The following is a 23360-nucleotide window of genomic DNA, read 5'->3' on the forward strand; positions in this document are numbered from 1 at the left end:
GGGAGCTTACGGAGTCGACACTGTGGATGAAGCGAAAGCAGTTACTGCCTGCTATGGGGAGCGTGCGCCTGTGATCCGTGGAACTCCCACGCAAAGCGCCAGAAATGGCGAAATTCCGAGGATTCAAACGCCACTCTTCGGAACGACGCGACATCCCGCACTCTCAGGCCTCGTTGTTCAGACCCTCCCTAGAGATTCTACATACATTTTTCTCTTTGCAATAAAGATCCGAATTTTGCATTTACATTTACCTACTATCTCGCTGTTTTTTGCCATTTTTATCACACAGGCTGGTATCGCCAATGCTGATACCGGAGGATTTTCTTCTGCATCTGTATCTGGCGAAACTGCCATTACAGTGACAACACTTGCAGAGCTGCAAACGGCACTCAATGCCAAAAATCACCATATCATCATCCGTGGAAAGATCTACGGCGGCCCCAAATTGACTACCCTGAATTTCTCCAGCACTATTTGGAACAACATAACAATCGAGGGTGCTGCAGGCGGTGGAGCGGCCTTGCAGAATATCCAATTGAAATTTAGCGGCGAGAACTTGCCCGCCGGGATAAACATTCAGAATGTGGTTATCAGAAACATCTCATTCTCTGGCAATATCGGCGACTTGCAAGCCCTGCCTGACCAGGTCAAAGGAACGTCCAACAACACTGGCATCAACTACGTAGGCGTATCATTGCGGCGTATATCCAATGCTTGGATCGACCATTGCGATTTCTATGATATTAGCGATGACCTTTTATCAGTCGGCATGTCATCTAATTACGTCACGCTGTCGTACAATCACTTTTACTTCAGTAACAGCTGGGTCAACATGAATCCGGATCCGGTATGGAACTGGGTCGAAAAAAATTACCATGACCTCGCAAATGAGCGCTTAGCAATCCTTATTGGTCACAACAAGAAAGATTCATATGTATATGGCGGCAATAAGCTGCACGTAACGCTGCACCACAACTGGTTTGGCCCCAATCTTGCCGGGCGCCCCTTACTGCGTGGCTGGGTGCATGCCTATAATAATTACTTTGACAATAGCACATCACCTAATGGTGAGCGAACCGCTGCCGATGGTCGCGGCTATGAAAAGCAGCAGTACAACGCTTTGCAGGTAGGTAGCGGCAGTATTGTTTTTTCCGAATCAAACTATTTCTACAAAACCAACAATAGCAACCAGATTCGACTAGAATCAGACGGTGACATGTACAATTTTTACGAAAAAGAAAACGTTTATGACGCAGTAACAGGCAATTCGGCGATCGGCTCAACCTTCAATAATGCACCAGTCAAATACAGCTACGAGCCTGATGATTCGGCAAGAGTCCCCGGAATCGTTCGGTCCTCTGCGGGGCCGCACTAAACACGATTTCTCCAGCATTCACCGCGCACCAGAAAGAGGCGCCTAAAGAATGTTTGAGGGGCCCCATATATTCAAGGCCAGGGAAGGCATTAACAACTCACCGACCTTTCAATCCTGCTTCTTGTATGTCAATGACTGGCAAAAATGTGAGTAGGGTGCAATTTCTGCAACGCTCTGTCGGTTTTCGCTGCGGCCAGGCAGAGTTACCAGCGGGCCGGCAGCAATTGCCGGCGCACCATCCACAGGTTCGCTAGCTGTGATACAACGTGACCGAAAAACATGTAGGTCGGCCTACATCACGAATGTTTCAAAAATAGCTCGTCCAGCTCTCTTTTCTATGCACGCGATCGATCGACTGCACAGTTCGTCGCGGCGGGCATCTGCAGCACGCGGGAGTCCTGCAAAACACTTGTACTACCTTCGGCGCTGCGGTGCTGAATTCGTGCTGGCACCATCGAACTTCTGCAGGGCTCGCCAAGCTTGCATCCCGTTATCGCTGGTCGACACAGCAACGCAGAGACCACGCATGTGGCAGGGCACCGATGTTCGCAGCGCCTCATACAGGTGCATCTCGCTGCGCTCGTTTATCTGGCGCGCCTGTCGCATAACCGGAGAAAGACCTATGCCGTACCATCGCCTTGTTCCCGCCGTCGCGCCACTGCCCCTTGCCCTGCTCGGCCTGTCCACGTTTCACGCCAGCGCGGCGCTACCGCACGGGCAGGATGCACCCGATACCGCGCACAGCATTTCCACCAGCTGGGGGGAGATCCAGCAGCCAGCATTGCCGACCAAGGTATGCGCCACGCTCAAGGCTGCGCTGACCCCGGTGGGTGGTTCAGTGGATATGCTCGACCAGAACCCTGCCCACTCCAAGCGCGATACCGCGCGCCTGCAGGCGGCCATCGACGATTGCCCTGCCGGCAGCGCGGTGCGTCTTGCCCCCGGCGATGCCGGCGAATCCGGCGTGCTCAGTGGGCCGCTGACCATCAAGAGCGGGGTCACGCTATGGATCGACCGCGGCGTCACCTTGTTCGGCTCGCGCAATCCGCAGGACTACGACAACGGCCTGGGCACCTGCGGCACCGCCACCAGCGACAAAGCCAAGTCGTGTCGTCCGCTGATCCATCTCTCCGACACGGCCAACAGCGCCATCGTCGGCGCCGGCAAGATCGACGGCCGTGGCGGCAGCACGCTCACTGCCGGGCCCAATGCCGGCAAGGCCAGCTGGTGGGATCTTGCCTATCTCAACGTCACCAAGGGCTTGAGCCAGCACGTGCCGCGCCTGTTGCAGATCGACGACAGCGCCGACGTCACCTTGTACGACATCACCCTGGAGAACTCGCCCAATTTCCATGTCATCAGCGACAACGTGGTGGGCCTGACCGCGTGGGGCATCAAGATTCTGGCGCCCAGCCTGGTCTATTCGCGTCCCGGCTACCGATGCCCGGCAGGCAGCACCCCGGACGTCAATCCGCACGCGACCTGCTTCACGCCGGAGACTGCCAAGAACACCGACGGCTTCGACCCGGGCCAGTCGAAGAATGTGCTGCTGGCTTACTCGTACATCGGCACCGGCGATGACGGTGTGGCGATCAAGGCGCACGCCAACAGCAAGCGCAGTATCGCCTCGGAAAACATGCTGTTCGCCTACAACCAGTTCTACTACACCCATGGCTTTTCGCTGGGCAGCGAAACCGATTCGGGCATGCGCCATATCGCCGTGCGCGGCTTGAGCATTGACGGCTTCAACGCCAACGATGTGCAGCGCGATCCCTACTCGGCCAATGGCCTCCGCATCAAGTCCGACGCCTCCCGCGGCGGCCAGGTCTACGACATCAGCTTCGAGAACATCTGCATGCGCGGGGTTGCGCGGCCACTGGTGTTCGATGCCAACTACGCCAATCCCGCCACCCGCGCCGCGCCGCCGCAGTTCAACGGCATTTCGCTCAGTCACGTGCATTCGCTGGGTTCGACCACCCTGGGTGGCGGCGAACTGAGTTTCTATGGGTATCGCGATGCCGGCACCACCCGGCCAATCACCATCTCGCTGGACAATGTCGTGCTGGAAGGCGGCAAGGTGAGCTTCGCGCAGCCGCATTTCGGCGGGCCCGCGAGCAACCCGGGCGCGACGCACTTCACCTTCAAGGGTGGCCCGGTGAGCTTTTACGATCAGCTGACCGAATCGGTGCCCAACGATGTGCAGCTACAGGGCAAACCCGGCCCGGGCACGCCACTGCAATGCAATGACGCCTTCATTGCCTATCACTCGGTACTGCCGGATTCGCCGATTTGAATCCAACGTGCTGAGCGCTAAGGAAATCACATGCGATGCAACGCTTGCTGCAATCTGCCGGTCGCAGCAAGCCATCGGTCCAAACCCAACAATGCAACGGGTCTGTCCGGCAGCCCGCAGGACACACTAGTGCGCTTGCACGTTGCGGCCATGCGGCCGTATCGCTTGCGCTCAGTCCGCGCCGCTGGCAGCACGCCAGCAATGCCAGAGCTGTTGCATCGGCGGTGGGTACGCGGGCTTGCCCGCCAGCTCGCGCTGCAAGCGCAGCCGTGCCAGACGCGACCACACCCGGTGCGGCCGTGCCAAGGCGACTTTGCGCGGCCAGGCCTGCAACAGCTGCGAGCGCCAGGCGGGCGTGGCGATATCGCCCGGCGCTGCGCCGTCGCCGGCCACGCGTTGGCGTGCATCCAGCCATTGCACCGCCACCGCAGTGGCATCGCCAGGCCGCGCCCGTGCGAACAGCACCGCTTCCACCGCAACCACCGCCTCGGCGAACGTGCGCAATGCCCCTAGCGCGTGCTGCAGCGATTGCGGCTGGACGCGTGCGGCCTGCATGGCCGGCAAGGCGTCGGCCAGCTGTGACCACGGCGCACGGACCGGCTCAAGCACGCGCCCCAACGGATGCCGCGAGCGCTGGCTCGACCAGTCACGCAGCTCCTGCTGCCACCACGCCAGCTTGGCATCGGCCGGCAACGGGTCGCCGGCGATATTCATGATGTCTTCCCATTCCTGCAGCAACGCGAACCAGGCAACGGCCAGGCGGCGTTGCGGCTCGGGCACGAACGGTTCGGCAACCGACCATTCCGGCCAGCGGGTTGCCCACTTGTTGAGAAAACTGTCGAGGGCGCTGGATTGGCTCATGGCGGGTCCAGAAAAATACGAAGAAGGATCAGATCTGCGGCCACGTTGCCGGATTCCAGAGCGCCTGCGGCCGCTCGACCAGTACATCGGCCTGCCAGCGCGACGGGTCGTCGTCGTCCATACGATAGCCCCACAATGCCGCGACCGATGGCATCGCCGCCGCGCGCGCAGCCACGATGTCGCGCTCATCGTCGCCGACATACACGCATTGCGCAGGTGCAACGCCGATGCGTTCTGCGGCGACCACCAGCGGCAACGGATGCGGCTTGCGCTCGGCCAGCGTGTCGCCACCAATCAGCACCGCGCAGCGCTGCTCCCAGCCCAACTGCGGCAGGATCAGGCGCGCCAGATATTCGGGCTTGTTGGTGACGATGCCCCAGACGCAGCCGGCATCCTCCAGCCGCATCAGCATCTGCTCGACACCATCAAACAGCTGCGACTGCGTACCAATCAAGCCCTCGTAGCGCTGCAGGAATTCCGGCACCAGCGCAACGCACGCCACGGCATCGAGCTCGGCAAAGGCCACGCCGAGCATCGCACGCGCACCTTTGGAGACCACCGGACGCAACGAAGCCAACGCAACTGGCGCACGCCCACGCGCATCCAGCATGGCGTTAACGGTCGCGAGCATGTCCGGCGCGCTGTCCAGCAAGGTGCCATCCAGATCGAACAACACCGCACGCGGGAAACCCACAGCATCACCTGTCGTCAATTGCGTAGCGCCCGGCACGCCACCGAGATCATCAAGACCCCAACCAACGGCCGTTGCGAATCCCAAATCCCGAATTTCGAACCCCGGCTGCTCACGGTTTCACCGCATACGCCAGGTAATTCACCTCGGTACGCGAAGACAGGCGGGCGCGATTACGCCACGGCTCGTACAGCATGCCGCTGACGTCTTCGAGCTGCAGCCCGGCGTTGCGCAACCATGCCGCAAGCTCGGCCGGCTTGATGAAATCCTTGTAATGATGCGTGCCCTTGGGCAGCAGACGCGCGATGTATTCGGCGCCCACCACCGCCAGCGCGAACGCGGCCGGGGTGCGATTGAGCGTGGACAGGAACAGCTTGCCGCCCGGCTTGAGCAGGCTGGCGCAGGCACGGATGATCGCGGTCGGATCCGGCACGTGTTCGAGCATTTCCATGCAGGTCACCGCATCGAAACTGCCGGCCTGTTCGGCGGCCAGGTCTTCCACCGATTGCACGCGATAGTCGACCTGCACGCCCGATTCCAGGCTGTGCAGACGCGCCACCTTGACCAGTTCCGGCGCCAGGTCGATGGCAGTCACCTGCGCGCCCAGGCGCGCCATCGACTCGCTGAGCAAGCCGCCACCGCAGCCGACGTCGAGCACGCGCGCACCGGCAGGTTCCAGCCGCGCGGACACATACTCCAGACGCACGGGATTGAGCGCATGCAGCGGCTTCTGCGGGCCATCGGCATCCCACCAGCGGTTGGCCAGTGCGGCGAATTTATCCAGCTCGCTCTGATGGAAATTGCTGGATTTGGCGTGCGTATTCGAATTCATGCGGGGGGCTCCGTGATGCGGTAACGCGCGCTCAGGCGCGGACGGTGCGGATGCGTTCGCGCCATTGCCGCGCGTTGGCGACCAGGGCGGCGGTATCCATGTCGATGAGCTCGCGCTGCACCAGTTTGGGCTTGCCGGCGATCCACACATCGGTGACCTGATGGCGGCCGGCCGCGTAGATCAACTGCGACAACACATGGTGCAGCGGCTGGGTTTCCAGTGCAGACAGGTCCACGCAGACCAGGTCGGCCTGCTTGCCGACCTCGATCGAACCGATGGTGTCGCCCAAGCCCAAGGCGCGCGCGCCGCCCAGGGTGGCCGCGCGCAAGGTGGTGGCCGCATCCAGCGCGGTCGCATCGTTGGCCACGGCCTTGGCCAGGATCGCGGCGGTCCGGTTCTCGCTGAACATGTCCAGGTCGTTGTTGCTGGCGCAGCCGTCGGTGCCGATGGCCAGATTCACGCCCGCGCGCTGCAGCGCGCATGCCGGGCAAAAACCCGAGGCGAGCTTGAGATTGGATTCGGGGCAATGCACCACGCTGACGCCGCGCTCGGCGCACAGATGGATTTCCGCATCGGTGAGCTGGGTCATGTGCACCGCGATCAGGCGGTCGTTGACCAGGCCCAGGCGATCCAGCCGCGCCAGCGGGCGCTGGCCGTACTGCTTGATCGAATCGGCCACTTCCTGCGCGGTTTCGTGCGTATGCAGATGCACGGGGATGTCGAGCTGGTCGGCCAGCATGCGCACGCGTTCGAAGTTGGCATCGTTGACGGTGTACGGCGCATGCGGGGCGAACGCGGTACTGATCAACGGATCGTCGCGCCATTGGTCGTGCAACTCGCCGGCACGCGCGAAGTATTCATCGTCCGACGATGCCCATGCAGTCGGGAAATCGATGATCACCGCGCCCACCAGCGCGCGGAAACCATGCTGCTTGTAGACGGCCGCCTGCACATCGGCGAAGAAGTAGTTTTCGTTGACGCAGGTCGTACCGCCGCGCAGCATTTCGGCAATTGCCAGCGTGGTGCCATCAGCTACGAATTCCGGCCCGATCACCGCCGCTTCCACCGGCCAGATGTGCTGCTGCAACCACACCATCAGCGGCAGGTCGTCGGCGACGCCGCGCAGCAGCGTCATCGGATTATGCGTATGCGCATTGACCAGGCCGGGCATCAACGCAGCATCGGGCCGCGACACGGTCTGCTTGGGCGCAAAACGCGCGCTCGCGTCGGCAATCGGCAGCACGGCAACGATGACGCCGTGACTGACGGCCACCGCGTGGTCTTCCAGCACCACCGCATGCGGTTCGATCGGCACGACATAGCCGGCCTCAATCAGCAGGTCGCAGGGTTCGGGCGGGGCATTGGTCATGAGTGGATCCATTGAAGTTAGTTGCCGAACGGCCAGGAGTCGTCGGAGCGTGACACAGGCACATACCGCGTGCCGTCGTAGCGCAGCAGCTGGCGCTGGCGGTGCGTGCGCTCGATATCCTCTGCATCCTCGACCGTGGTCGAAGTCACCAGGTTGGCAGTGAGTGCGATGCCGGCATGGCCCGCATGGACCGGCGCGTCCATCGACAGGGTGAGCGTGCCGCGCTCGGTCACCACACCCGTCGCGCCCCAGTTGCATGGTTCGCCTTGCACCCGCCGCCACACGGTCAGATCCCGCTGCAGCACCGGGCGCAACCGGCGCTGTTCGCGCACCAGCAAGGTCAATGCGTCGTTGCTGTCGAAATCCGGGCAACTGGGCCCGCGCGCAACGCTGTGCACTACCACGCCAACCGCGCGCACGCCCGGCGCCAGGTCATAGCGTGCGGTGTCCAGGCGCAGACTGTCGGCAGCAAGTTCGAAGCCGGCATCCTCGCCCATGTCCTGCGAGTACAACGCGACGACCTGGGCAGTGCGGACATCGAGCATGGCAACCCGCAACTCAAGGTTGCGTTCGCCTGCCTCGGTGGTGGCATCGCCGGCGAACGCAATGGCCGCCAGCCGTATCGATGGGTCGTACGGCCACGGCTTGCAGGTCTGTGCCACCGCATGTTCGACCGGCACCGCCCCTGCCGCGCCGGACGCCGCACCAGCTGCAACCGCCGCCACGCTCTGCGCGTCGCAGGCGGTGGCGGTTTGCGCAAGCACCGGGCAGGCGGCCAGCATGCCGTTCAGCCCGGCCAGCAACGCAAAGCGAACGCCCGTCAGGTGGGTGCGGACGGCGCACCGGACCTGCGGCGTACGCATGCTAGGCGCCGATTCCGAACACGGGCCGCCCGAGCCTGGCGACTGGGCAGTCGGTTTGTCAGCTGCTCCTAACGCCATCAGGACACTGGCACTGCGTACCGCTCGAGCGGACCGGCGTCCCAGGCGCATCTGGATTACTTGACGCGCGCCGAGTATTCGCCCGAACGGGTGTCGACCTTGATGATTTCGTCCTGGTTGACGAACAGCGGCACGCGCACCACCGCGCCGGTTTCCAGCGTGGCCGGCTTGCCGCCGCCGCCGGAGGTATCGCCGCGCACGCCCGGGTCGGTCTCGGTGATCTTGAGTTCGACGAAGTTCGGCGGCTGCACCCAGATCGGCGTGCCGTTCCACAAGGTCACGATGCAGTCTTCCTCGCCCTTGAGCCACTTGTCGGCGCCGCCCATGCCGGCCTTGTCGGTCTGCACCTGCTCGAAGGTGTCCGGGTCCATGAAGTGCCAGTACTCGCCATCGCTGTAGAGGTAGCGCATGTCGGTATCGACAACGTCGGCCACTTCGACATCGTCGGTCGCCTTCATGGTCATTTCGACCACGCGCCCGGACTTGATGAAGCGGTACTTCATGCGGGTGAAGGCCTGGCCCTTGCCCGGCTTGACGTATTCGGTCTCGGTGATGACCGCCGGCTCGTTGTTGACCAGGATCTTCATGCCGTTCTTGACGTCGTTCATGCCAACAGTGGCCATGGTGCAGCTCCTCGATAAGACCACGACCCGCCACGCGGTGGCAGGTCGGATTAGAATGGGGCGCCCGCCGCAACCGGCGGGCATTTGGTTTTGTGACCGCACATGATAACCGCAGCCCCCCTCGCCTTACAGCCATCCCCGCTCCCCGCCCTGCCGCCTTCGCGCTGGCAACAGCAATGGCGCGACGCCGTGCGCGATCCGCGCGTTCTGCTGCAGCTGCTGGGCCTGGATGCGCAGGCGGCGGCGATCAGCGATGCCGCCGCCGCGCAGTTTCCGCTGCGGGTGCCGCGCGCGTTCGTGGCGCGGATGCGCCATGGCGACCTGCATGACCCGTTGCTGCGCCAGGTGCTGCCGCTGGATGCGGAAATGCAGCCGGCTCCCGGCTTCGGCCTGGATGCGGTCGGCGATGGCGCCGCCAGGACCGCTGCCGGGGTGATCCAGAAATACCGCGGCCGCGCCCTGCTGATCGCCACCGGCAGCTGCGCGGCGCACTGCCGCTACTGCTTCCGCCGCCACTTTCCGTATGCCGAGGAGACCGCTGCGCGCGATGGCTGGCGCGACGCCGTTGCCGCGATCGCCGCCGACCCAAGCATCGAGGAAGTGCTGCTGTCCGGCGGCGACCCGCTCTCGCTGGCCACACCCAAGCTGGCCGAACTCACCGACGCCCTGGCCGCTGTTCCGCACCTCAAACGCCTGCGCATCCACAGCCGCTTGCCGATCGTGCTGCCGGAGCGCGTGGATGCGCCACTGCAGGCCTGGCTGCGCAGCCTGCCGTGGCCGGTGGCGTTCGTCCTGCATGCCAACCATGCCAACGAATTCGACTCCGCGGTAGACGCCGCCGCGCAGGGGCTGCGCGAGACCGGCGCACAACTGCTCAACCAGGCCGTGCTGTTGCGTGGCGTCAACGACAGCGTGGATGCGCTGGCGGCGTTGAGCGAGCGCAGCTTCGCCGCCGGCGTACTGCCCTACTACCTGCATCAGCTCGACCGGGTCGCCGGCGTGGCGCATTTCGAAGTGGACGATGCCCGCGCGCGCGCGCTGCATGCCGAGCTGGCAGCGCGCCTTTCGGGGTATTTGGTGCCGCGATTGGTGCGCGAAATTCCGGGCGATACCGGCAAGCGGCCGTTGTAACCGCCCTTACCTCAGCCCAATCCGAAGTAGGAGCGCACCCGCGCGCGATGAAGCTTTACCGGTAACGCCCAATCGCGCCCAGGTGCGCTCCTACGCTGTTATCGGGCACTGCGCGAAGTCCCCGGGATGACCGCTGCAACGACCCAGACACGCGCTTCGTAGGAGCGCACCCGGGCGCGATGAAGCTTTACCAGGAAAGCCCGTTGCGCTCAGGCGCGCTCCCACGGCACTCACCCTGCAGCGATCAGCTTGACCATGTCGGTCGGGCTCAACGGCCTGCTGAACCAATAGCCCTGCCCCAGGTCGCAACCGCGCTCGCGCAACAGATTGAACTGCGCTTCCTGCTCGATGCCTTCGGCAACCACGGTGATTCCCAGCGAGTGCGCCATGTTGATGATCGCGGTGGTCAGCGCCAGATCGTCCGGGTCGCGCTGCAGGTCGGCAATGAAACTCTTGTCGATCTTGACCCCGTCCACCGGCACCTGACGCAAATGGCTCAAGCCGGAGAAGCCGGTACCGAAGTCGTCCAGCCACACCTTCACGCCGGTGCGATGGAGTTGATCGAGCAGGCTGGCAGCCATCATCTCGTCGCCGATCACGGCGGTCTCGGTCAGCTCCAGATGCAGGCGAGCGGCAGGCAGCCCCGACTCGGCCAGGCACCCGGCCACGGTGTCGATCAGCGCACCGCTGCGCAGTTGCCGCGGCGAAACGTTGACCGACACGAACAGGCCCTCGCCCACCACTGGCCACTGCGCCGCCTCCAGGCAGGCCGCGCGCAGTACCTTGGGGCCGATCACTTCGATCAGGCCGCTCTGCTCGGCAATATCGATAAAGGTGGACGGCGCAATCGTTCCCAGCGCCGGATGCTGCCAGCGCAGCAGCACCTCCACCCCCACCAGCACCCGGTCGCTGGTGCGGTAGATCGGCTGGTAGACCAGACGCAACTCGTCGCGTTCCCAGGCCCCGCGCAATTCGTGCTCCATGTGCACGCGGCGCTCCACCGCGTGATCGGCGGCGCGGCTATAGAAGCGATGGCAGTTCTTGCCGGCCACCTTGGCCTGGTACATGGCGATGTCGCCATTCTTCAGCAGCGCGGTGGCATCGCGCGCGTCGTCGGGGAATAGCGTGATGCCGATCGAGGTCCCCAGGAACACTTCGCGGCCCTGCACGTTCAACGGCCGGCTCAGTTCGTGCACCAGCCGGTCGGCCAGTTGCGCCGCCAGCAGGCTGACATCGCCGCTTTGCAGCAGGATCACGAACTCATCCCCGCCGAAGCGCGCCAGAATCGCATCGTCGCCGCCCAGCGCGGCAACTGCGCGGCTGATGCGGCTGGCGAACTGCAGCAAGGCTTCGTCGCCGGCCTCATGGCCAAGCGTGTCGTTGACGCGTTTGAAGTCGTCGATATCGGCGAACAGCAAGGCCAGCTTGCTGTCGGTGCTGCGCGCGGTGTGGAGCAGATGATCCAGACCCTCGCGAAAGCCTAGCCGGTTGGTCAGCCCTGTCAACGCGTCGGTGTAGGCCATATGCCGCACTTCGCGGTCGTGCCGGGCGATGCTTTCGCTCATGCGCCCGAACGCGGAAATCAGCTCGCCGATCTCGTCGTTGCGCGGATGCGGCGGCAGCTGCACCGCGTAGTCGCCCCGTTCGATCTGCTTTGCCGCCGCCGCCAGCAACCGAATCGGCGCCACCAGCGTGCGCTGCACGTAGATGGCCAGCAACACGCCCAGCCCGACCAGCGCGGCCAGCAGGACCAGCAACCAGCCCAGATCGCGCTTGCCGATGGCGTTGAGGTTCTGCACCAGGGTGAGATTGGCGCCGGATTCGATCTTGCGCACCCGCTCGCGCGACATGCCCACGCGCACCCCACCGATGCGCTGGTCGCCGATCTTGATCGGCACCGTCACATCCAGCACCTCCGGCGAGGACTGCAACACCATCGCCTGCGCCGCCAGCGCCTTGGCGGCGAGCGGATCGGTCATGGCCTGCCCGTAACGCTGCAGGGACGGCGTGCCGTCATGCACCAGCCGGCCATGGCGGTCGAACACCAGTACGTAGCTCACCACCTGCTGGCGCGAAGCATTGCGCACCAGCGCCCCCACCGCGCCCAGATCCGAGTAATACAAGGGGTTGGCCAATCCGGAAGCCAGTTCGGTCGCCAGCGTTTCGCCGCGCGTGCGCAGGCTACGATCGAACAGCTCGTGCAGGATTTGCGCACTCAAGCCGCGCACTTCGCGCTGCATCGCGCTTTGTCGCTGCAGCAGCGAAGCCAGAATCGCACCGACCAGCAGCAGCGTCAGCGCCATCACCAAGAGAAAGCGTGCCTGCAAGCCGAAGCGCACCTGAGTCATTCCACGTGATCCCTGACGCGTTGCACGCCCGCGCTCAACTCCTGCAGACGTCGGCGGCTAGTGGGATCCAGCGGACGGAACCCGGTGGTATCGAAAAAGCGCTTCAGCGCCGGGCCCGCCTTGGGGTCGGAGGCAGCCTGCAGCAACACCACCCGCAGACGCTGCTCCACGGCCGGGTCCATTCCTGTGCGCACCATTTCCACCGCGCGCGGCACCGGCGCAGTGCGGTGCACGATGCGGAAGTCGCGCTTGAACACCGGTGGCATGTGGCGCTCGTCGTCCCAATCGACGTTGCTGAGCGCGCCCACGTCGATCAGGTGTTTGTGCACGAACGCGGCCACGTTCAATTTCGACCCCACCATCAGATAGCCGGCCGATCCGCGCGCCGGGGTGTCGTCGGCCGACAGCAGCACATCGCACGCGATGCCGTTGCGCAGCAGTTCGAGCATCGGTAGCAGGTAGCCGCTGGTGGACGAGGCGTTCTGCAATGCCAGGGTGTGGCCGCGCAACTGCGACAGCGAATGGATCGGGCTGTCGCGGCGCACGAAGAACAGCGTGTGGAAGTCGCGCAGCCCGCCACGCTCGGTCATGAGCAAGGGGTGCGCGCTGCCGCGCTGTTCCAGCAGCATCGCCGCACCGGTCGTCTCGCTGACCCAATCGACCCGCCCACGCCGCAGATAGCTGGACATCTGGCGCGCATCGGGCGCCATCAGGATTTCGCCGCGGCGAATCCCGACCTCGCGCATGCGCGGCACCACGTAATCCAGCAGGGGCTTGAGCTGCTCGTAATGGCTGGCGGGATCATCGCTGATCCGTCCAAGCACCAGGACCGAGGAAGGCGCTGCCGCAGCCGTCACGGCCAAGCCCGCCCCGGCAATCAGCCAGCAGGCAATCAGACACCATCGTAGACCGCGCAAAACGGACACTCCCCTAGAGCCGCGGACAGCCTAGCCGAATCTTCGGAGATGTGACAGACGTCAGTTTCCGGCCTGCCTGGCAAGCATGGCCATGCGCTGCGCATCGGACAGGATGCCGCGAATCAGCCGCACCTCCTGCTCGGTCATCTCCGCGCGCAGCAACAACCGGCGCAACTTGCGCATCGCCGACTCCGGCGCACGGCCCTTGTGGAAGTCGATCTCGTCCAGCGTGTCGCCCAGCTGGCCAAACATCCCTTCCAGCTGTGCGTGGCTGGCCGGTCCGTCGCGCAAGCCGGAAGCCGCTGCCGGAGCGGGTTCGGCCTCGCCTACCGCCAGTTGCGCCAGTCGTACTTCATACGCCAGCACCTGCACGGCCGCAGCCAGATTCAGCGAACTGAACTGCGGATCGGAGGGGATATGGACCGCGGCGTGGCACAGCTGCAGCTCATCGTTGGTCAGACCGGTGCGCTCGCGGCCGAACACGAAGGCCACCTCGGCCGGCTCGCCCGCCTTGGCGAGCGCACGCTGCGCGCCCTCGTCCGGCAATAGTTCTTCCAACGCGACCCGGCGCGCGCGCGCAGTGCAGCCAATCACCAGCGTGCAGTCGGCCACCGCTTCGCCCAGCGTCGCGAAGATCGGCGCCTGGCTCAGCACGTCTTCGGCGCCGGCCGAGCGCCGGTAGGCATCTTCATCGAGTGCGCGCTCGGGTGCCACCAGCACCAGGCGCGAGACCCCCATGGTCTTCATCGCACGCGCCGCAGCACCGATGTTGCCTGGATGCTGGGTCCCCACAAGAACAAATCGGATGCGCTGGCTGACGGACATGAACGGAGATTGGGAAGCTGTTCGGCCGTAGATGGTAAACTGCGCGGCCGGCTTTCGCGCCGGACCGCTCTTTTACCTTCGCCATTGTCCGATTCTGCCTTCACGGGAGCTTTAACCATGCAGAAACCCGCCGTCACCGTCATGGTCAAAGCCGCCCGCCTCGCCGGCAATGTGCTGTTGCGCGGTATCAACAAGCTCGATGCGCTCAATGTGGTGCAGAAAGGCCGTATGGACTACGCCAGCGAAGTCGATGCCGATGCCGAGAAGGTCATCATCAAGGAACTCAAGCGCGGCTACCCCGAATACGCCGTGTTCGGCGAAGAAGGCGGCGTGCAGGGCGGCAAGAGTGGCCGCTACACCTGGGTCATCGATCCGCTCGACGGCACCAGCAACTATCTGCGCGGTTTCCCGCATTACTGCGTGTCGATCGCGCTGGTGGAAAACGGCGAACCGACCGATGCGGTGATCTTCGACCCGTTGCGCAACGAGTTGTTCACCGCCAGCCGCGGCGCCGGCGCGGTGCTCAACGATCGCCGCATCCGCATTGCAGAGCGCAAGGATCTGGAAGGGGCCATGGTCCACACCGGCTTTCCGCCGCGCGAACGCGCGCGCGCCAGTGCACAGCTCAAGTGCGTGGATGCGCTGCTGGTGCAGGCCGAAGACGTGCGACGCACCGGCTCGGCGGCGCTGGACCTGGCGTATGTCGCCTGCGGCCGCGCCGATGCCTATTTCGAAGCGGGGGTCAAAGCCTGGGACATCGCCGCTGGTGTGTTGCTGGTGCGCGAGGCCGGTGGCCGCGTCTGCGACTACAAGGGCGCCACCCCGCCGCGCATGGACAACATGGGCCCTGAGACGCAGCAGATCGTGGCCGGCAACATCAAGATCAGCGATGCATTGCAAAAGGTCATCGTCAACACCGGCTACGCCCGCGAGTTCGACGCCAAGTTCTGATCGCCCCCACCCCGGGTTCTAATCGACGCCTGCACAACGTAGGAGCGCGCCCGAGCGCGAGGAGCGTTCCTTGCAAAGCCTCTCGCGACCGGGATCGCTCCCACACGGCGCAATAAACGCACAAGGCCGGGATCGCTCCCGGCCTTGTGCTTTCAATTCGATACCAGGCCAATCCGCGCCGCAAATGTAGGAGCGCGCCAGAGCGCGAGGAGCGCTTCCTGCAAGACCCCTCGCGACCGGGGTCGCTCCCAAACGGCGCAATAAACGCACAAGGCCGGGATCGCTCCCGGCCTTGTGCGTTGGGTGCCGCTGTGACAGCACTAAGCAGTGCCTAGCGCCGATGCAGCACCTCAGGCGATCGCGGCGTGGTAGCGGCGCTCGACTTCTTCCCAATTGACGGCGTTGTAGAACGCGCCAATGTATTCCGGGCGACGGTTCTGGTACTTCAGGTAGTACGCATGTTCCCACACGTCCAGACCCAGGATCGGAGTGTTGCCTTCGAACAGCGGGCTGTCCTGGTTGGCGGTACTTTCCACCACCAGCTTTTTGTCCGGGGTCACGCTCAGCCACGCCCAACCGGAGCCGAAGCGGCTGACGGCGGCCTTGGTGAAGGCTTCCTTGAACTTCTCGAAGCCGCCGAGATCCTTGTCGATCGCCTTGGCGACCTCGCCCTTGGGCTCGCCGCCACCGTTGGGCGACAGCACGGTCCAGAACAGGGAGTGGTTGGCGTGGCCGCCGCCGTTGTTGCGCACCGGGCCCTGCAGGTTTTCCGGCAGGCTCTTCAGCTTGGAGACCAGTTCTTCGATCGGCAGATCGGCGTACTCGGTCCCTTCCAGCGCCGCATTGACGTTGTTGATATAGGTGTGGTGATGCTTGGTGTGATGGATTTCCATCGTCTGCGCATCGATGTTCGGTTCCAGCGCGTCGTAGGCGTAGGGCAACTGCGGAAGGGTGTAAGCCATGCGTATCTCCTGGACTTGCCGCCCGGCGAAGACCGGGCGTTGCGGGGTAGATGGTAAGGACGGCGGCAGCGCTTACCAAGGGTGGTGGCAGGGAAACTTCATCCCATCGCATGCCGCACGACGTTCGCCGCACACCTTGCACCATGTCCCGGTTACTTGGGCGTGAACCGTCCCGGTACCGGCCACGTTCAAAGTCGACACAGTCGCGCATCGGCATACTTGCTCTGCCGTACCCACCTTCGGACCGTCTTCATGCGCAAGCCCGCTTTGCTCATTGTCGCCATCGCGCTGCTCGTTGCCGGCCTGTGGGGCATGCGCGCGATGCAGACGCCCAAGCCGCAGTTCGCGCCGCAACTCAATGCACCGATCGCTGCGTCCGCACCGACGCGCGAGGTGCCGCGTCTGCCCGCCTTTCTGCCGACCGAGGCAATGGCCACCATCGTGCTGATCCAGCGCGGCGGCCCGTTTCCACATCCGCAGGATGGCGGCGTGTTCGGCAACCGCGAGCATCGCCTGCCCGAGCGCCCGCGCGGCTATTATCGCGAATACACTGTCGATACCCCCGGCAGCCCGGATCGCGGCGCGCGGCGCATCGTCACCGGCGGCACCCCGCCCGAGGCGTGGTACTACAGCGACGATCATTACCAGAGCTTCAAAGCCTTCGATGGCCCGACCCCGGACCAGGCACCATGAGCGCTGGCGACTTCGCGCTGGATCTGTCCGATCCGCAGCAATCGGGTGTGTATCAGGCCGAGACCGACGATCTGGACACCATGGCCGCGCTCGCGCGCGATGCCGGCTTACGCATCTTGCGCGTGGATCTGACCACCTGCAGCGACAAACGCATGCTACTGATGCGCCTGGCCACGCAACTGGATTTCCCGGCCAGCTTCGGCCGCAACTGGGACGCGCTCAGCGATGCCCTGCGCGACCTGGCGTGGCTGCCTTCGCCAGATGGCTATGCACTGCTCATCGACGGCGCCCAGGCGCTGGCCAGCACGGCACCCAACGACCGCGACACCTTGCTGGACATCCTCGATGAAGTCGCCAACGCCTGGGCATCACGCGGATTGACCTTTGCGGCGTTCGTTGCGCCCGCAAGCGCCTGCGACTGAGAGCAGCCAGCAGAACGCCTGCGCAGCCGGCCCGAGCGGACACGCCTGGCACCGGCGCCACGCCCATTGCAGAAGCCCTGGCTTCATGCATGCCGCCGCAGACCTGATGCGCGCTTGCGATGTTTCGTAGGTACCGTGCGGCGCTGGCGGTCAGCGATGGTATTTCTGGCGAACACGGATCGCTGCATACCCGCATCCATCTGCGCCTGGGCGCGATCGCACACCACCATCGCCCTGCCCAGCGCCAGAGCGCCACGCGTTAGCGTGCCGGCCAAAGATCAACTATCCAGCTCGCTCCAGCGCGCGTACGCCGCATCCAGTTGCTTTTGCGCATCGCCCAATGCTGTGGTGTGGGCCGCCATCGCTGCACTGTCGCGCTGATAGAAGGCCGGCTCGTTCATCGCCTCAGTGAGCGTGGCCACTTGCTGCTCCAGCGTCTCGATCAGGGCTGGGAGCTGCTCCAGCTCGCGTGCATCCTTGTAGCTGAGCTTGCGCTTGGCAGCAGCGTCCGCCGGCACTGCAGCCACGGGCGCGGTCGCCACCGCGGTAGCCGACGCCTTGGCCACCGCCATCGCATTGCCCATCGGCGTACGGCGCTGGCGCAGCGAATCGCTGTAACCGCCGATGTAATCGCCAATCAGGCCGTCGCCCTCCATCACCAGCGTGGAGGTCACCACGTTGTCGAGGAAGTCGCGGTCATGGCTGACCAGCAGCAAGGTGCCGGTGTATTCGCCCAGCAATTCCTCCAGCAGCTCCAACGTTTCCACGTCCAGGTCGTTGGTCGGTTCGTCCATCACCAGCAGGTTGGACGGCTGCGCGAACAGACGTGCCAGCAACAGGCGATTGCGCTCGCCGCCGGAAAGGCGCGTGATCGGCGCGCGGGCGCGCTCGGGCGTGAACAGGAAATCCTGCAGATAGGCATGCACGTGCTTGCGCTTTCCGTTGATTTCCAGGAAATCGCGGCCCTCGGCCACGTTTTCGATCGCGCTCCAGTCTTCGCGCAGGGTGGAACGGTATTGGTCGAAATACGCAATCTGCAGATTGGTGCCGATGCGGATTTCGCCCTGCTGCGGCTGCAGATCGCCCAGCAACAGCTTGAGCAAGGTGGTCTTGCCGCTGCCATTGGGGCCAATCAGGCCGATGCGGTCGCCACGCTGGATGATGGTGGAAAAATCCTTGACCATCGTGCGCGCACCGAACGCGAAGCCAACCTCCTTGGCCTCGATCACCTTCTTGCCGGACGCCTCGCCTTGCGAGACCTCCATGCGCACATTGCCGGTGAGCTCGCGGCGCTGCACACGCTCGTTGCGCATCGATTCCAGACGCCGCACGCGGCCCTCGTCGCGGGTGCGCCGGGCCTTGATGCCCTGACGGATCCAGATCTCTTCCTGTGCCAGCAACTTGTCGAAGCGCGCATTCTCCTGCGCCTGCGCATTGAGCCGTTCCTCGCGGCGTCGCTCGTAGTTGGCCCAGTCGCCTGGCCAGCTGGTGACCTGGCCGCGATCGATTTCAACGATGCGGGTGGCCAACGCGCGCAGGAAGCGCCGGTCGTGGGTAACGAACAGCACGCTGCCGCTCCAGCCCTTCAGGAAGGTTTCCAGCCAGTCGATGGCTTCGATATCCAGATGGTTGGTCGGTTCGTCCAGCAGCAGCACATCCGGCGAGGACACCAGCGAACGCGCCAACAACACGCGGCGCTTCATGCCACCGGATAGCCGCGCGAACTCCGCATCGCCATCCAGTTCCAGCTTGGTCAGCGTCTCGGTGACGCGTTGATCCAGCGCCCACCCGTCGGCCGCATCGATCTTGGCCTGCACCTTGCCGAACGCATCGGCGTCGAACACATCGGCATGGCTGAGCTGATGGAATTCGGCCAGCCAATGGCCCAACTCGCCCAGACCATCGGCCACCACGTCGAACACGCTGCCGCCGGTCCCCTGCGGCACCTCCTGCTCCAGCCGCGCGATACGCACACCCTGTTGCACGCGCACTTCGCCATCGTCGGGCTTGAGCTCGCCGGCGATCAATTTCATCAAGGTCGATTTGCCGGCGCCATTGCGGCCGATCAAGGCGATACGCTCGCCCGGCTCGATTGCGAGGTCGGTTTTTTCCAGCAACAAGGGGCCGCCGACGCTGTAGTCGACGCTTTGCAGAGTGATTAAAGGCATGGGCCAATTGTACGGGAATCGGGAATGGTGAATCGGGAATGGAAACGCCCTTGCCGCTGCGATTCCCGATTCCCCACTCCCGATTCCCGCTAAAATGCCCCATGAACGAATTCTCCGCGCTGCCGCTGTCGCCGGCCCTGGCCCCCGGCATCGACGCCCTTGGCTACACCGTTTTGACTCCCATCCAGGCGCATAGCCTGCCGCCGATCCTGCAGGGGCTCGATGTCATCGCGCAGGCGCCGACCGGCAGCGGCAAGACCGCCGCGTTCGGACTGGGCCTGCTGCAAAAGCTCGACCCCGCGCTCACCCGCGCACAGGCGCTGGTGCTCTGCCCCACCCGCGAATTGGCCGACCAGGTCGGCAAGCAGCTGCGTAAGCTCGCCACCGGTATCCCCAACATGAAGCTGGTGGTGCTCACCGGCGGCATGCCGCTCGGGCCGCAGCTGGCCTCGCTGGAAGCGCACGACCCGCAAGTGGTGGTGGGTACGCCCGGGCGCATCCAGGAGCTGGCCCGCAAACGCGCCCTGCACCTGGGCGGCGTGCGCACGCTGGTGCTGGACGAGGCCGACCGCATGCTCGACATGGGCTTCGAAGAACCCATCCGCGAGATCGCCAGCCGTTGCGACAAACATCGTCAGAGCCTGCTGTTTTCGGCCACGTTTCCGGACAGCATCCGCACGCTCGCACGCGAGCTGTTGAAAGAGCCCGTCGAGATCACCGTGGAAGGCGCCGATAGCGCACCGGAGATCGATCAGCAGTTCTTCGAGGTCGACCCGACCTATCGGCAAAAGGCCGTCGCCGGCCTGCTGCTGCGCTTCAATCCCGAATCCAGCGTGGTGTTCTGCAATACCCGCAAGGAAGTGGACGAGGTGGCGGGTTCGCTGCAGGAATTCGGCTTCTCTGCACTTGCCTTGCATGGCGACATGGAACAGCGCGACCGTGACGAAGTGCTGGTGCGCTTCGTCAACCGCAGCTGCAACGTCCTGGTGGCCAGCGACGTGGCCGCACGCGGGCTGGACGTGGAAGACCTTTCCGCCGTGGTCAACTACGAGCTGCCCACCGATACCGAAACCTATCGCCACCGCATTGGCCGTACCGCACGCGCCGGCAAGCACGGGCTGGCGCTGAGCCTGGTTGCCCCGCGCGAAACCGCCCGCGCGCAGGCATTGGAAACCGAACAAGGCCAGCCGTTGAAATGGTCGCGTGCACCGCTGGCCACTGCGCGTCCGGCGCAACTGCCGCAGGCGGCAATGACCACCTTGCGCATCGACGGCGGCAAGACCGACAAGCTGCGCGCCGGCGACATCCTGGGCGCCCTGACCGGCGAAGCCGGGCTCTCGGGCGCGGCAATCGGCAAGATCGCCATCTACCCTACCCGCTCCTACGTGGCCATTGCCCGCGCGCAGGTCGCCAAGGCGCTGGCACACCTGCACGCAGGCAAGATCAAGGGACGCCGGTTTCGGGTCAGCAAGCTCTGAACGCAGCGCGGCCGGCGTCGTGCCGGCCGCCGATGTTCAGCAGGAGCAATCCTGGAGGCAGGCGCTGCCACGCACCCAGGGTCGCTTCCAGAGCTTGGACTCAGTAAGAAAGCGTCGCCAACAGCGGTACATCGTTCGCCCATTTCTGGCGACCCTGCAGTCCCTGCAACTCCACCAGCACGGCTGCGCCAACGACTTCAAGTTCGAGTTGGGCAGCAAGTCCCAAGGCCGCACGCAGCGTGCCGCCGGTGGCCAGCACGTCGTCGACAATCAGCACGCGCGCCCCCCGCGGCAGCGCATCCTCATGCATTTCAATGCGATCGGTGCCGTATTCCAGCGCATATTCCTGGATCAGCGTGCGCCCCGGCAGCTTGCCCGGCTTGCGCACCGGTACGAAGCCGGTCCGCAGTTCGCGCGCCAGCGCCGCCCCCAGAATGAAACCGCGCGCCTCGATCCCCAGCACCGCATCCAGCGGCGTGGTCCGCCACGGCTGCGCCATTTCGTCCAGCGCAGAGGCGAAATCCGGACCATCGGACAGCAACGGAGTAATGTCCTTGAAGACGATGCCCGGCTTGGGGAAATCGACGATGTCGCGAATGCGCTCCGGCCAATGGTTGGGTCCGGAAGTATTGGTGCCGGCGCAGCGGCTGCAGTCAGTCATGAGGGCGGTGGCGTGGTGGCCGGTGGGGTTGCGCCTATTCTAGGCTGCGTACGCCATCCACGCCGGATTTACGGCATACCTGCATCTGAGCGCGTCAGGAACTGCACGACAGCATCGAACACCCAGCGCGATCGCGTGCCCATTCCGGCCGCCGCGCCGCAAATGCATCGCGCCCGGGCTGATCGTCGTATGGGTGGCGCATGACCTCCAGCAACTCCTGCACCCCGGACGGGTCCCCTTGTTCGGCGCGGTCGATCGCCTGCTGCGCCAGATAATTGCGCAACACGTAGCGCGGGTTGGCCAGGCGCATGCGCGCGCGGCGCGCGTCCGGCGGCAATGGATCCTGCTGCAGGCGCGCGGCGTAGCGCTGCAGCCATTGCTGCAGCTGCGGCGCATCCGCAACGCGTTTGTCTTCGTCGTAAAAGGCCTCGCGCAGCTGCGCGGGGTCCGGATGGTCGGGCGACAGGTCGATCAGGCCACGGAAGGTCAGCGTCATGTCCATCTCGGATTCGCGCATCAGTGCGCGCAGCGCATCGATCAGCTGCAGATCCTCGTCGCGACACTCTGCCAACCCCAGCTTGGCAGCGGTATCGTGCCGGTCGCACGCCAGGTAGGTATCGCGAAAACGGTCCAGCCCGTGTTGCAGCGGGGCCTGGTCGGGAAACAGCGGCGCCAGCGCCTGGGCAAGCCGGCCCAGGTTCCAGTAGGCCACTTGCGGCTGGGTGCCGAAGCGATAGCGCCGCCCCTGCGCGTCGGTGGTATTGGGCGTCCAGTCCGGGTCGTAGTCGTCGACCCAGCCATACGGGCCATAGTCGATGGTCAAACCGAGGATGGACATGTTGTCGGTATTCATCACCCCATGCACGAACCCGACCCGCATCCAGTGCGCCACCATCACTGCGGTGCGCTCGCAGACCTGCGCGAACCAGCCGGCGTAGAGCGCCTCGCCGGCACCGGCCAACGCCGGGAAATCGCGGGCGATGGTGAAATCCACCCACTGCCGCAGCAAGGCGATATCGCCGCGTGCGCTGGGCAATTCGAAGTTGCCGAAGCGGATGAACGAGGGCGCCACCCGGCATACGATCGCGCCCGGCTCGCGTTGCGGGTGGCCGTCGTAGAACATGTCGCGCACCACCGCATCGCCGGTGCCGACCAGGCTCAAGGCACGCGTGGTCGGCACGCCCAGATGATGCATGGCCTCGCTGCACAGGAATTCGCGGATCGACGAGCGCAACACGGCGCGCCCATCGGCGCCGCGCGAATACGGCGTCGGGCCGGCACCCTTGAGTTGCAATTCGTAGCGACCGCCGTCGGTTCCGATCGCCTCACCTAGCGAGATCGCCCGCCCGTCGCCAAGCTGCCCGGCCCAATGCCCGAATTGGTGCCCACCGTAGTTGACCGCCCAAGGCTGCATTCCCGGGTACAGCGCATTGCCGCCGAACACCTGGGCGAACTGCGCACTGGCGATCTCGGCTGCATCCAGGCCCAGCACCTGCGCCATCTCCGCCGAATGCGCGATCAGGGACGGAGCAGCGACCGGCGTCGGCAGGACTGCCGACCAAGCAACGCTCACCTCGCGCCGGCGCGAACCCTCTTCCGGGTCGCCAGGCAGCTGTTGACGCAGACGATTATCGAAGCGCAGGTGTGTCATGCCGGCAAGCCTAGGCCACCGGCGGTGAACCTGGCATGGGCGATACCGCATCCGGCGCTGCCCGCGCACCGTATCTTCACTCGATTGGCGTGTGCCGAGCGGGCTCGTCCTGCACATGCTTGCGACGTGCGATAGCCGCTAATAGCCGCCGGCTGCGGATCGGATGCG

At 64.5% G+C, this 23360-nt stretch carries 20 protein-coding genes; 7 read left to right on the top strand and 13 right to left on the bottom strand.

Going from position 1 to position 23360, the window contains the following annotated elements:
• Nucleotides 1–235 precede the first annotated feature (235 nt).
• Nucleotides 236–1375 carry a pectate lyase family protein gene (locus AMD14_RS23425; protein WP_015472092.1) on the top strand — a complete coding sequence of 380 codons (1140 nt, stop codon included), beginning with the start codon at nt 236–238 and terminating at the stop codon, nt 1373–1375.
• A gap of 622 nt (nt 1376–1997) precedes the next feature.
• A complete protein-coding gene (locus AMD14_RS12520; protein WP_011051545.1) occupies nt 1998–3668 on the top strand; it encodes a glycoside hydrolase family 28 protein in 1671 nt (556 codons plus the stop codon).
• Between the two features lie 171 nt (nt 3669–3839).
• Here the strand turns inward: AMD14_RS12520 and AMD14_RS12525 are convergent, their stop codons facing one another.
• From AMD14_RS12525 to efp, 6 genes are all read right to left on the bottom strand, one after another.
• Nucleotides 3840–4529, bottom strand: coding sequence for an isoprenoid biosynthesis enzyme family protein (locus AMD14_RS12525; protein WP_011051546.1), 690 nt, complete (start codon nt 4527–4529; stop codon nt 3840–3842).
• 28 nt (nt 4530–4557) lie between these two features.
• Nucleotides 4558–5259, bottom strand: coding sequence for a phosphoglycolate phosphatase (locus tag AMD14_RS12530; protein ID WP_162010800.1), 702 nt, complete (start codon nt 5257–5259; stop codon nt 4558–4560).
• Nucleotides 5260–5332: 73 nt separating this feature from the next.
• Nucleotides 5333–6052, bottom strand: coding sequence for a bifunctional 2-polyprenyl-6-hydroxyphenol methylase/3-demethylubiquinol 3-O-methyltransferase UbiG (ubiG, locus tag AMD14_RS12535; RefSeq protein ID WP_003486071.1), 720 nt, complete (start codon nt 6050–6052; stop codon nt 5333–5335).
• Between the two features lie 31 nt (nt 6053–6083).
• A complete protein-coding gene (locus AMD14_RS12540) occupies nt 6084–7421 on the bottom strand; it encodes a TRZ/ATZ family hydrolase (protein ID WP_015463296.1) in 1338 nt (445 codons plus the stop codon).
• A 17-nt stretch (nt 7422–7438) separates the two neighbouring features.
• Nucleotides 7439–8284, bottom strand: coding sequence for a PA3715 family protein (locus tag AMD14_RS12545; protein WP_015463297.1), 846 nt, complete (start codon nt 8282–8284; stop codon nt 7439–7441).
• Nucleotides 8285–8418: 134 nt separating this feature from the next.
• Complete coding sequence (efp, locus tag AMD14_RS12550) at nt 8419–8985, bottom strand: elongation factor P (protein WP_003486066.1); 567 nt, start codon at nt 8983–8985, stop codon at nt 8419–8421.
• Between the two features lie 102 nt (nt 8986–9087).
• On the opposite strand from efp, the gene epmB reads away from it, so the two are divergent.
• Nucleotides 9088–10116, top strand: coding sequence for an EF-P beta-lysylation protein EpmB (epmB, locus tag AMD14_RS12555; protein WP_011051550.1), 1029 nt, complete (start codon nt 9088–9090; stop codon nt 10114–10116).
• 230 nt (nt 10117–10346) lie between these two features.
• Here epmB and AMD14_RS12560 read toward each other — a convergent pair whose 3' ends face one another.
• From AMD14_RS12560 to AMD14_RS12570, 3 genes are read right to left on the bottom strand one after another with little or no spacing between them, the layout of a single operon-like run.
• A complete protein-coding gene (locus AMD14_RS12560) occupies nt 10347–12464 on the bottom strand; it encodes a putative bifunctional diguanylate cyclase/phosphodiesterase (protein ID WP_003486063.1) in 2118 nt (705 codons plus the stop codon).
• Entirely contained in the window at nt 12461–13390 is a 930-nt protein-coding gene (locus tag AMD14_RS12565) for a phosphate/phosphite/phosphonate ABC transporter substrate-binding protein (RefSeq protein WP_011051551.1), read from the bottom strand. The genes AMD14_RS12560 and AMD14_RS12565 overlap by 4 nt, the downstream gene beginning before the upstream one ends.
• 51 nt (nt 13391–13441) lie before the next feature.
• Nucleotides 13442–14206, bottom strand: a complete 765-nt coding sequence (locus tag AMD14_RS12570) for an RNA methyltransferase (RefSeq protein ID WP_003486059.1) — start codon at nt 14204–14206, stop codon at nt 13442–13444.
• Between the two features lie 117 nt (nt 14207–14323).
• Here AMD14_RS12570 and AMD14_RS12575 point away from each other — a divergent pair, with 117 nt between their 5' ends.
• Complete coding sequence (locus tag AMD14_RS12575) at nt 14324–15157, top strand: inositol monophosphatase family protein (RefSeq protein ID WP_005913068.1); 834 nt, start codon at nt 14324–14326, stop codon at nt 15155–15157.
• Nucleotides 15158–15507: 350 nt separating this feature from the next.
• Here the strand turns inward: AMD14_RS12575 and AMD14_RS12580 are convergent, their stop codons facing one another.
• Nucleotides 15508–16119: a superoxide dismutase gene (locus AMD14_RS12580; protein WP_015463298.1), complete on the bottom strand. Its 612-nt coding sequence runs from the start codon at nt 16117–16119 to the stop codon at nt 15508–15510.
• A gap of 252 nt (nt 16120–16371) precedes the next feature.
• Between AMD14_RS12580 and AMD14_RS12585 the strand changes: the two genes are divergently transcribed.
• Both AMD14_RS12585 and AMD14_RS12590 read left to right on the top strand, forming a co-directional pair.
• Nucleotides 16372–16812 carry a guanyl-specific ribonuclease gene (locus tag AMD14_RS12585; protein ID WP_005913061.1) on the top strand — a complete coding sequence of 147 codons (441 nt, stop codon included), beginning with the start codon at nt 16372–16374 and terminating at the stop codon, nt 16810–16812.
• Entirely contained in the window at nt 16809–17234 is a 426-nt protein-coding gene (locus tag AMD14_RS12590; protein WP_003486050.1) for a barstar family protein, read from the top strand. Before AMD14_RS12585 ends, AMD14_RS12590 begins: the two co-directional genes overlap by 4 nt.
• Before the next feature lie 278 nt (nt 17235–17512).
• Here AMD14_RS12590 and AMD14_RS12595 read toward each other — a convergent pair whose 3' ends face one another.
• Complete coding sequence (locus AMD14_RS12595) at nt 17513–19402, bottom strand: ATP-binding cassette domain-containing protein (protein ID WP_003486047.1); 1890 nt, start codon at nt 19400–19402, stop codon at nt 17513–17515.
• Between the two features lie 101 nt (nt 19403–19503).
• On the opposite strand from AMD14_RS12595, the gene dbpA reads away from it, so the two are divergent.
• Entirely contained in the window at nt 19504–20880 is a 1377-nt protein-coding gene (gene dbpA, locus AMD14_RS12600) for an ATP-dependent RNA helicase DbpA (RefSeq protein WP_011051552.1), read from the top strand.
• 100 nt (nt 20881–20980) lie between these two features.
• Here dbpA and AMD14_RS12605 read toward each other — a convergent pair whose 3' ends face one another.
• Nucleotides 20981–21541: an adenine phosphoribosyltransferase gene (locus AMD14_RS12605; RefSeq protein WP_003486043.1), complete on the bottom strand. Its 561-nt coding sequence runs from the start codon at nt 21539–21541 to the stop codon at nt 20981–20983.
• Nucleotides 21542–21635: 94 nt separating this feature from the next.
• Nucleotides 21636–23192 carry a protein adenylyltransferase SelO gene (locus AMD14_RS12610; protein WP_011051553.1) on the bottom strand — a complete coding sequence of 519 codons (1557 nt, stop codon included), beginning with the start codon at nt 23190–23192 and terminating at the stop codon, nt 21636–21638.
• Between the last annotated feature and the right edge of the window lie 168 nt (nt 23193–23360).

This window comes from Xanthomonas citri pv. citri (genome assembly GCF_000961215.1).
Classification (GTDB): Bacteria; Pseudomonadota; Gammaproteobacteria; order Xanthomonadales; family Xanthomonadaceae; genus Xanthomonas; species Xanthomonas cissicola.

What these genes read in the sequence shown, in the direction of transcription:
- AMD14_RS12595 (WP_003486047.1), bottom strand. Translation starts at nt 19,402, where the DNA reads ATGCCTTTAATCACTCTGCAAAGCGTCGACTACAGCGTCGGCGGCCCC.
- AMD14_RS12585 (WP_005913061.1), top strand. Translation starts at nt 16,372, where the DNA reads ATGCGCAAGCCCGCTTTGCTCATTGTCGCCATCGCGCTGCTCGTTGCC.
- AMD14_RS12605 (WP_003486043.1), bottom strand. Translation starts at nt 21,541, where the DNA reads ATGACTGACTGCAGCCGCTGCGCCGGCACCAATACTTCCGGACCCAAC.
- dbpA (WP_011051552.1), top strand. Translation starts at nt 19,504, where the DNA reads ATGAACGAATTCTCCGCGCTGCCGCTGTCGCCGGCCCTGGCCCCCGGC.
- AMD14_RS12590 (WP_003486050.1), top strand. Translation starts at nt 16,809, where the DNA reads ATGAGCGCTGGCGACTTCGCGCTGGATCTGTCCGATCCGCAGCAATCG.
- AMD14_RS12575 (WP_005913068.1), top strand. Translation starts at nt 14,324, where the DNA reads ATGCAGAAACCCGCCGTCACCGTCATGGTCAAAGCCGCCCGCCTCGCC.
- AMD14_RS12580 (WP_015463298.1), bottom strand. Translation starts at nt 16,119, where the DNA reads ATGGCTTACACCCTTCCGCAGTTGCCCTACGCCTACGACGCGCTGGAA.
- AMD14_RS12540 (WP_015463296.1), bottom strand. Translation starts at nt 7,421, where the DNA reads ATGACCAATGCCCCGCCCGAACCCTGCGACCTGCTGATTGAGGCCGGC.
- epmB (WP_011051550.1), top strand. Translation starts at nt 9,088, where the DNA reads ATGATAACCGCAGCCCCCCTCGCCTTACAGCCATCCCCGCTCCCCGCC.
- AMD14_RS12570 (WP_003486059.1), bottom strand. Translation starts at nt 14,206, where the DNA reads ATGTCCGTCAGCCAGCGCATCCGATTTGTTCTTGTGGGGACCCAGCAT.
- AMD14_RS12520 (WP_011051545.1), top strand. Translation starts at nt 1,998, where the DNA reads ATGCCGTACCATCGCCTTGTTCCCGCCGTCGCGCCACTGCCCCTTGCC.
- AMD14_RS12525 (WP_011051546.1), bottom strand. Translation starts at nt 4,529, where the DNA reads ATGAGCCAATCCAGCGCCCTCGACAGTTTTCTCAACAAGTGGGCAACC.
- AMD14_RS12545 (WP_015463297.1), bottom strand. Translation starts at nt 8,284, where the DNA reads ATGCGTACGCCGCAGGTCCGGTGCGCCGTCCGCACCCACCTGACGGGC.
- ubiG (WP_003486071.1), bottom strand. Translation starts at nt 6,052, where the DNA reads ATGAATTCGAATACGCACGCCAAATCCAGCAATTTCCATCAGAGCGAG.
- efp (WP_003486066.1), bottom strand. Translation starts at nt 8,985, where the DNA reads ATGGCCACTGTTGGCATGAACGACGTCAAGAACGGCATGAAGATCCTG.
- AMD14_RS12610 (WP_011051553.1), bottom strand. Translation starts at nt 23,192, where the DNA reads ATGACACACCTGCGCTTCGATAATCGTCTGCGTCAACAGCTGCCTGGC.
- AMD14_RS12560 (WP_003486063.1), bottom strand. Translation starts at nt 12,464, where the DNA reads ATGACTCAGGTGCGCTTCGGCTTGCAGGCACGCTTTCTCTTGGTGATG.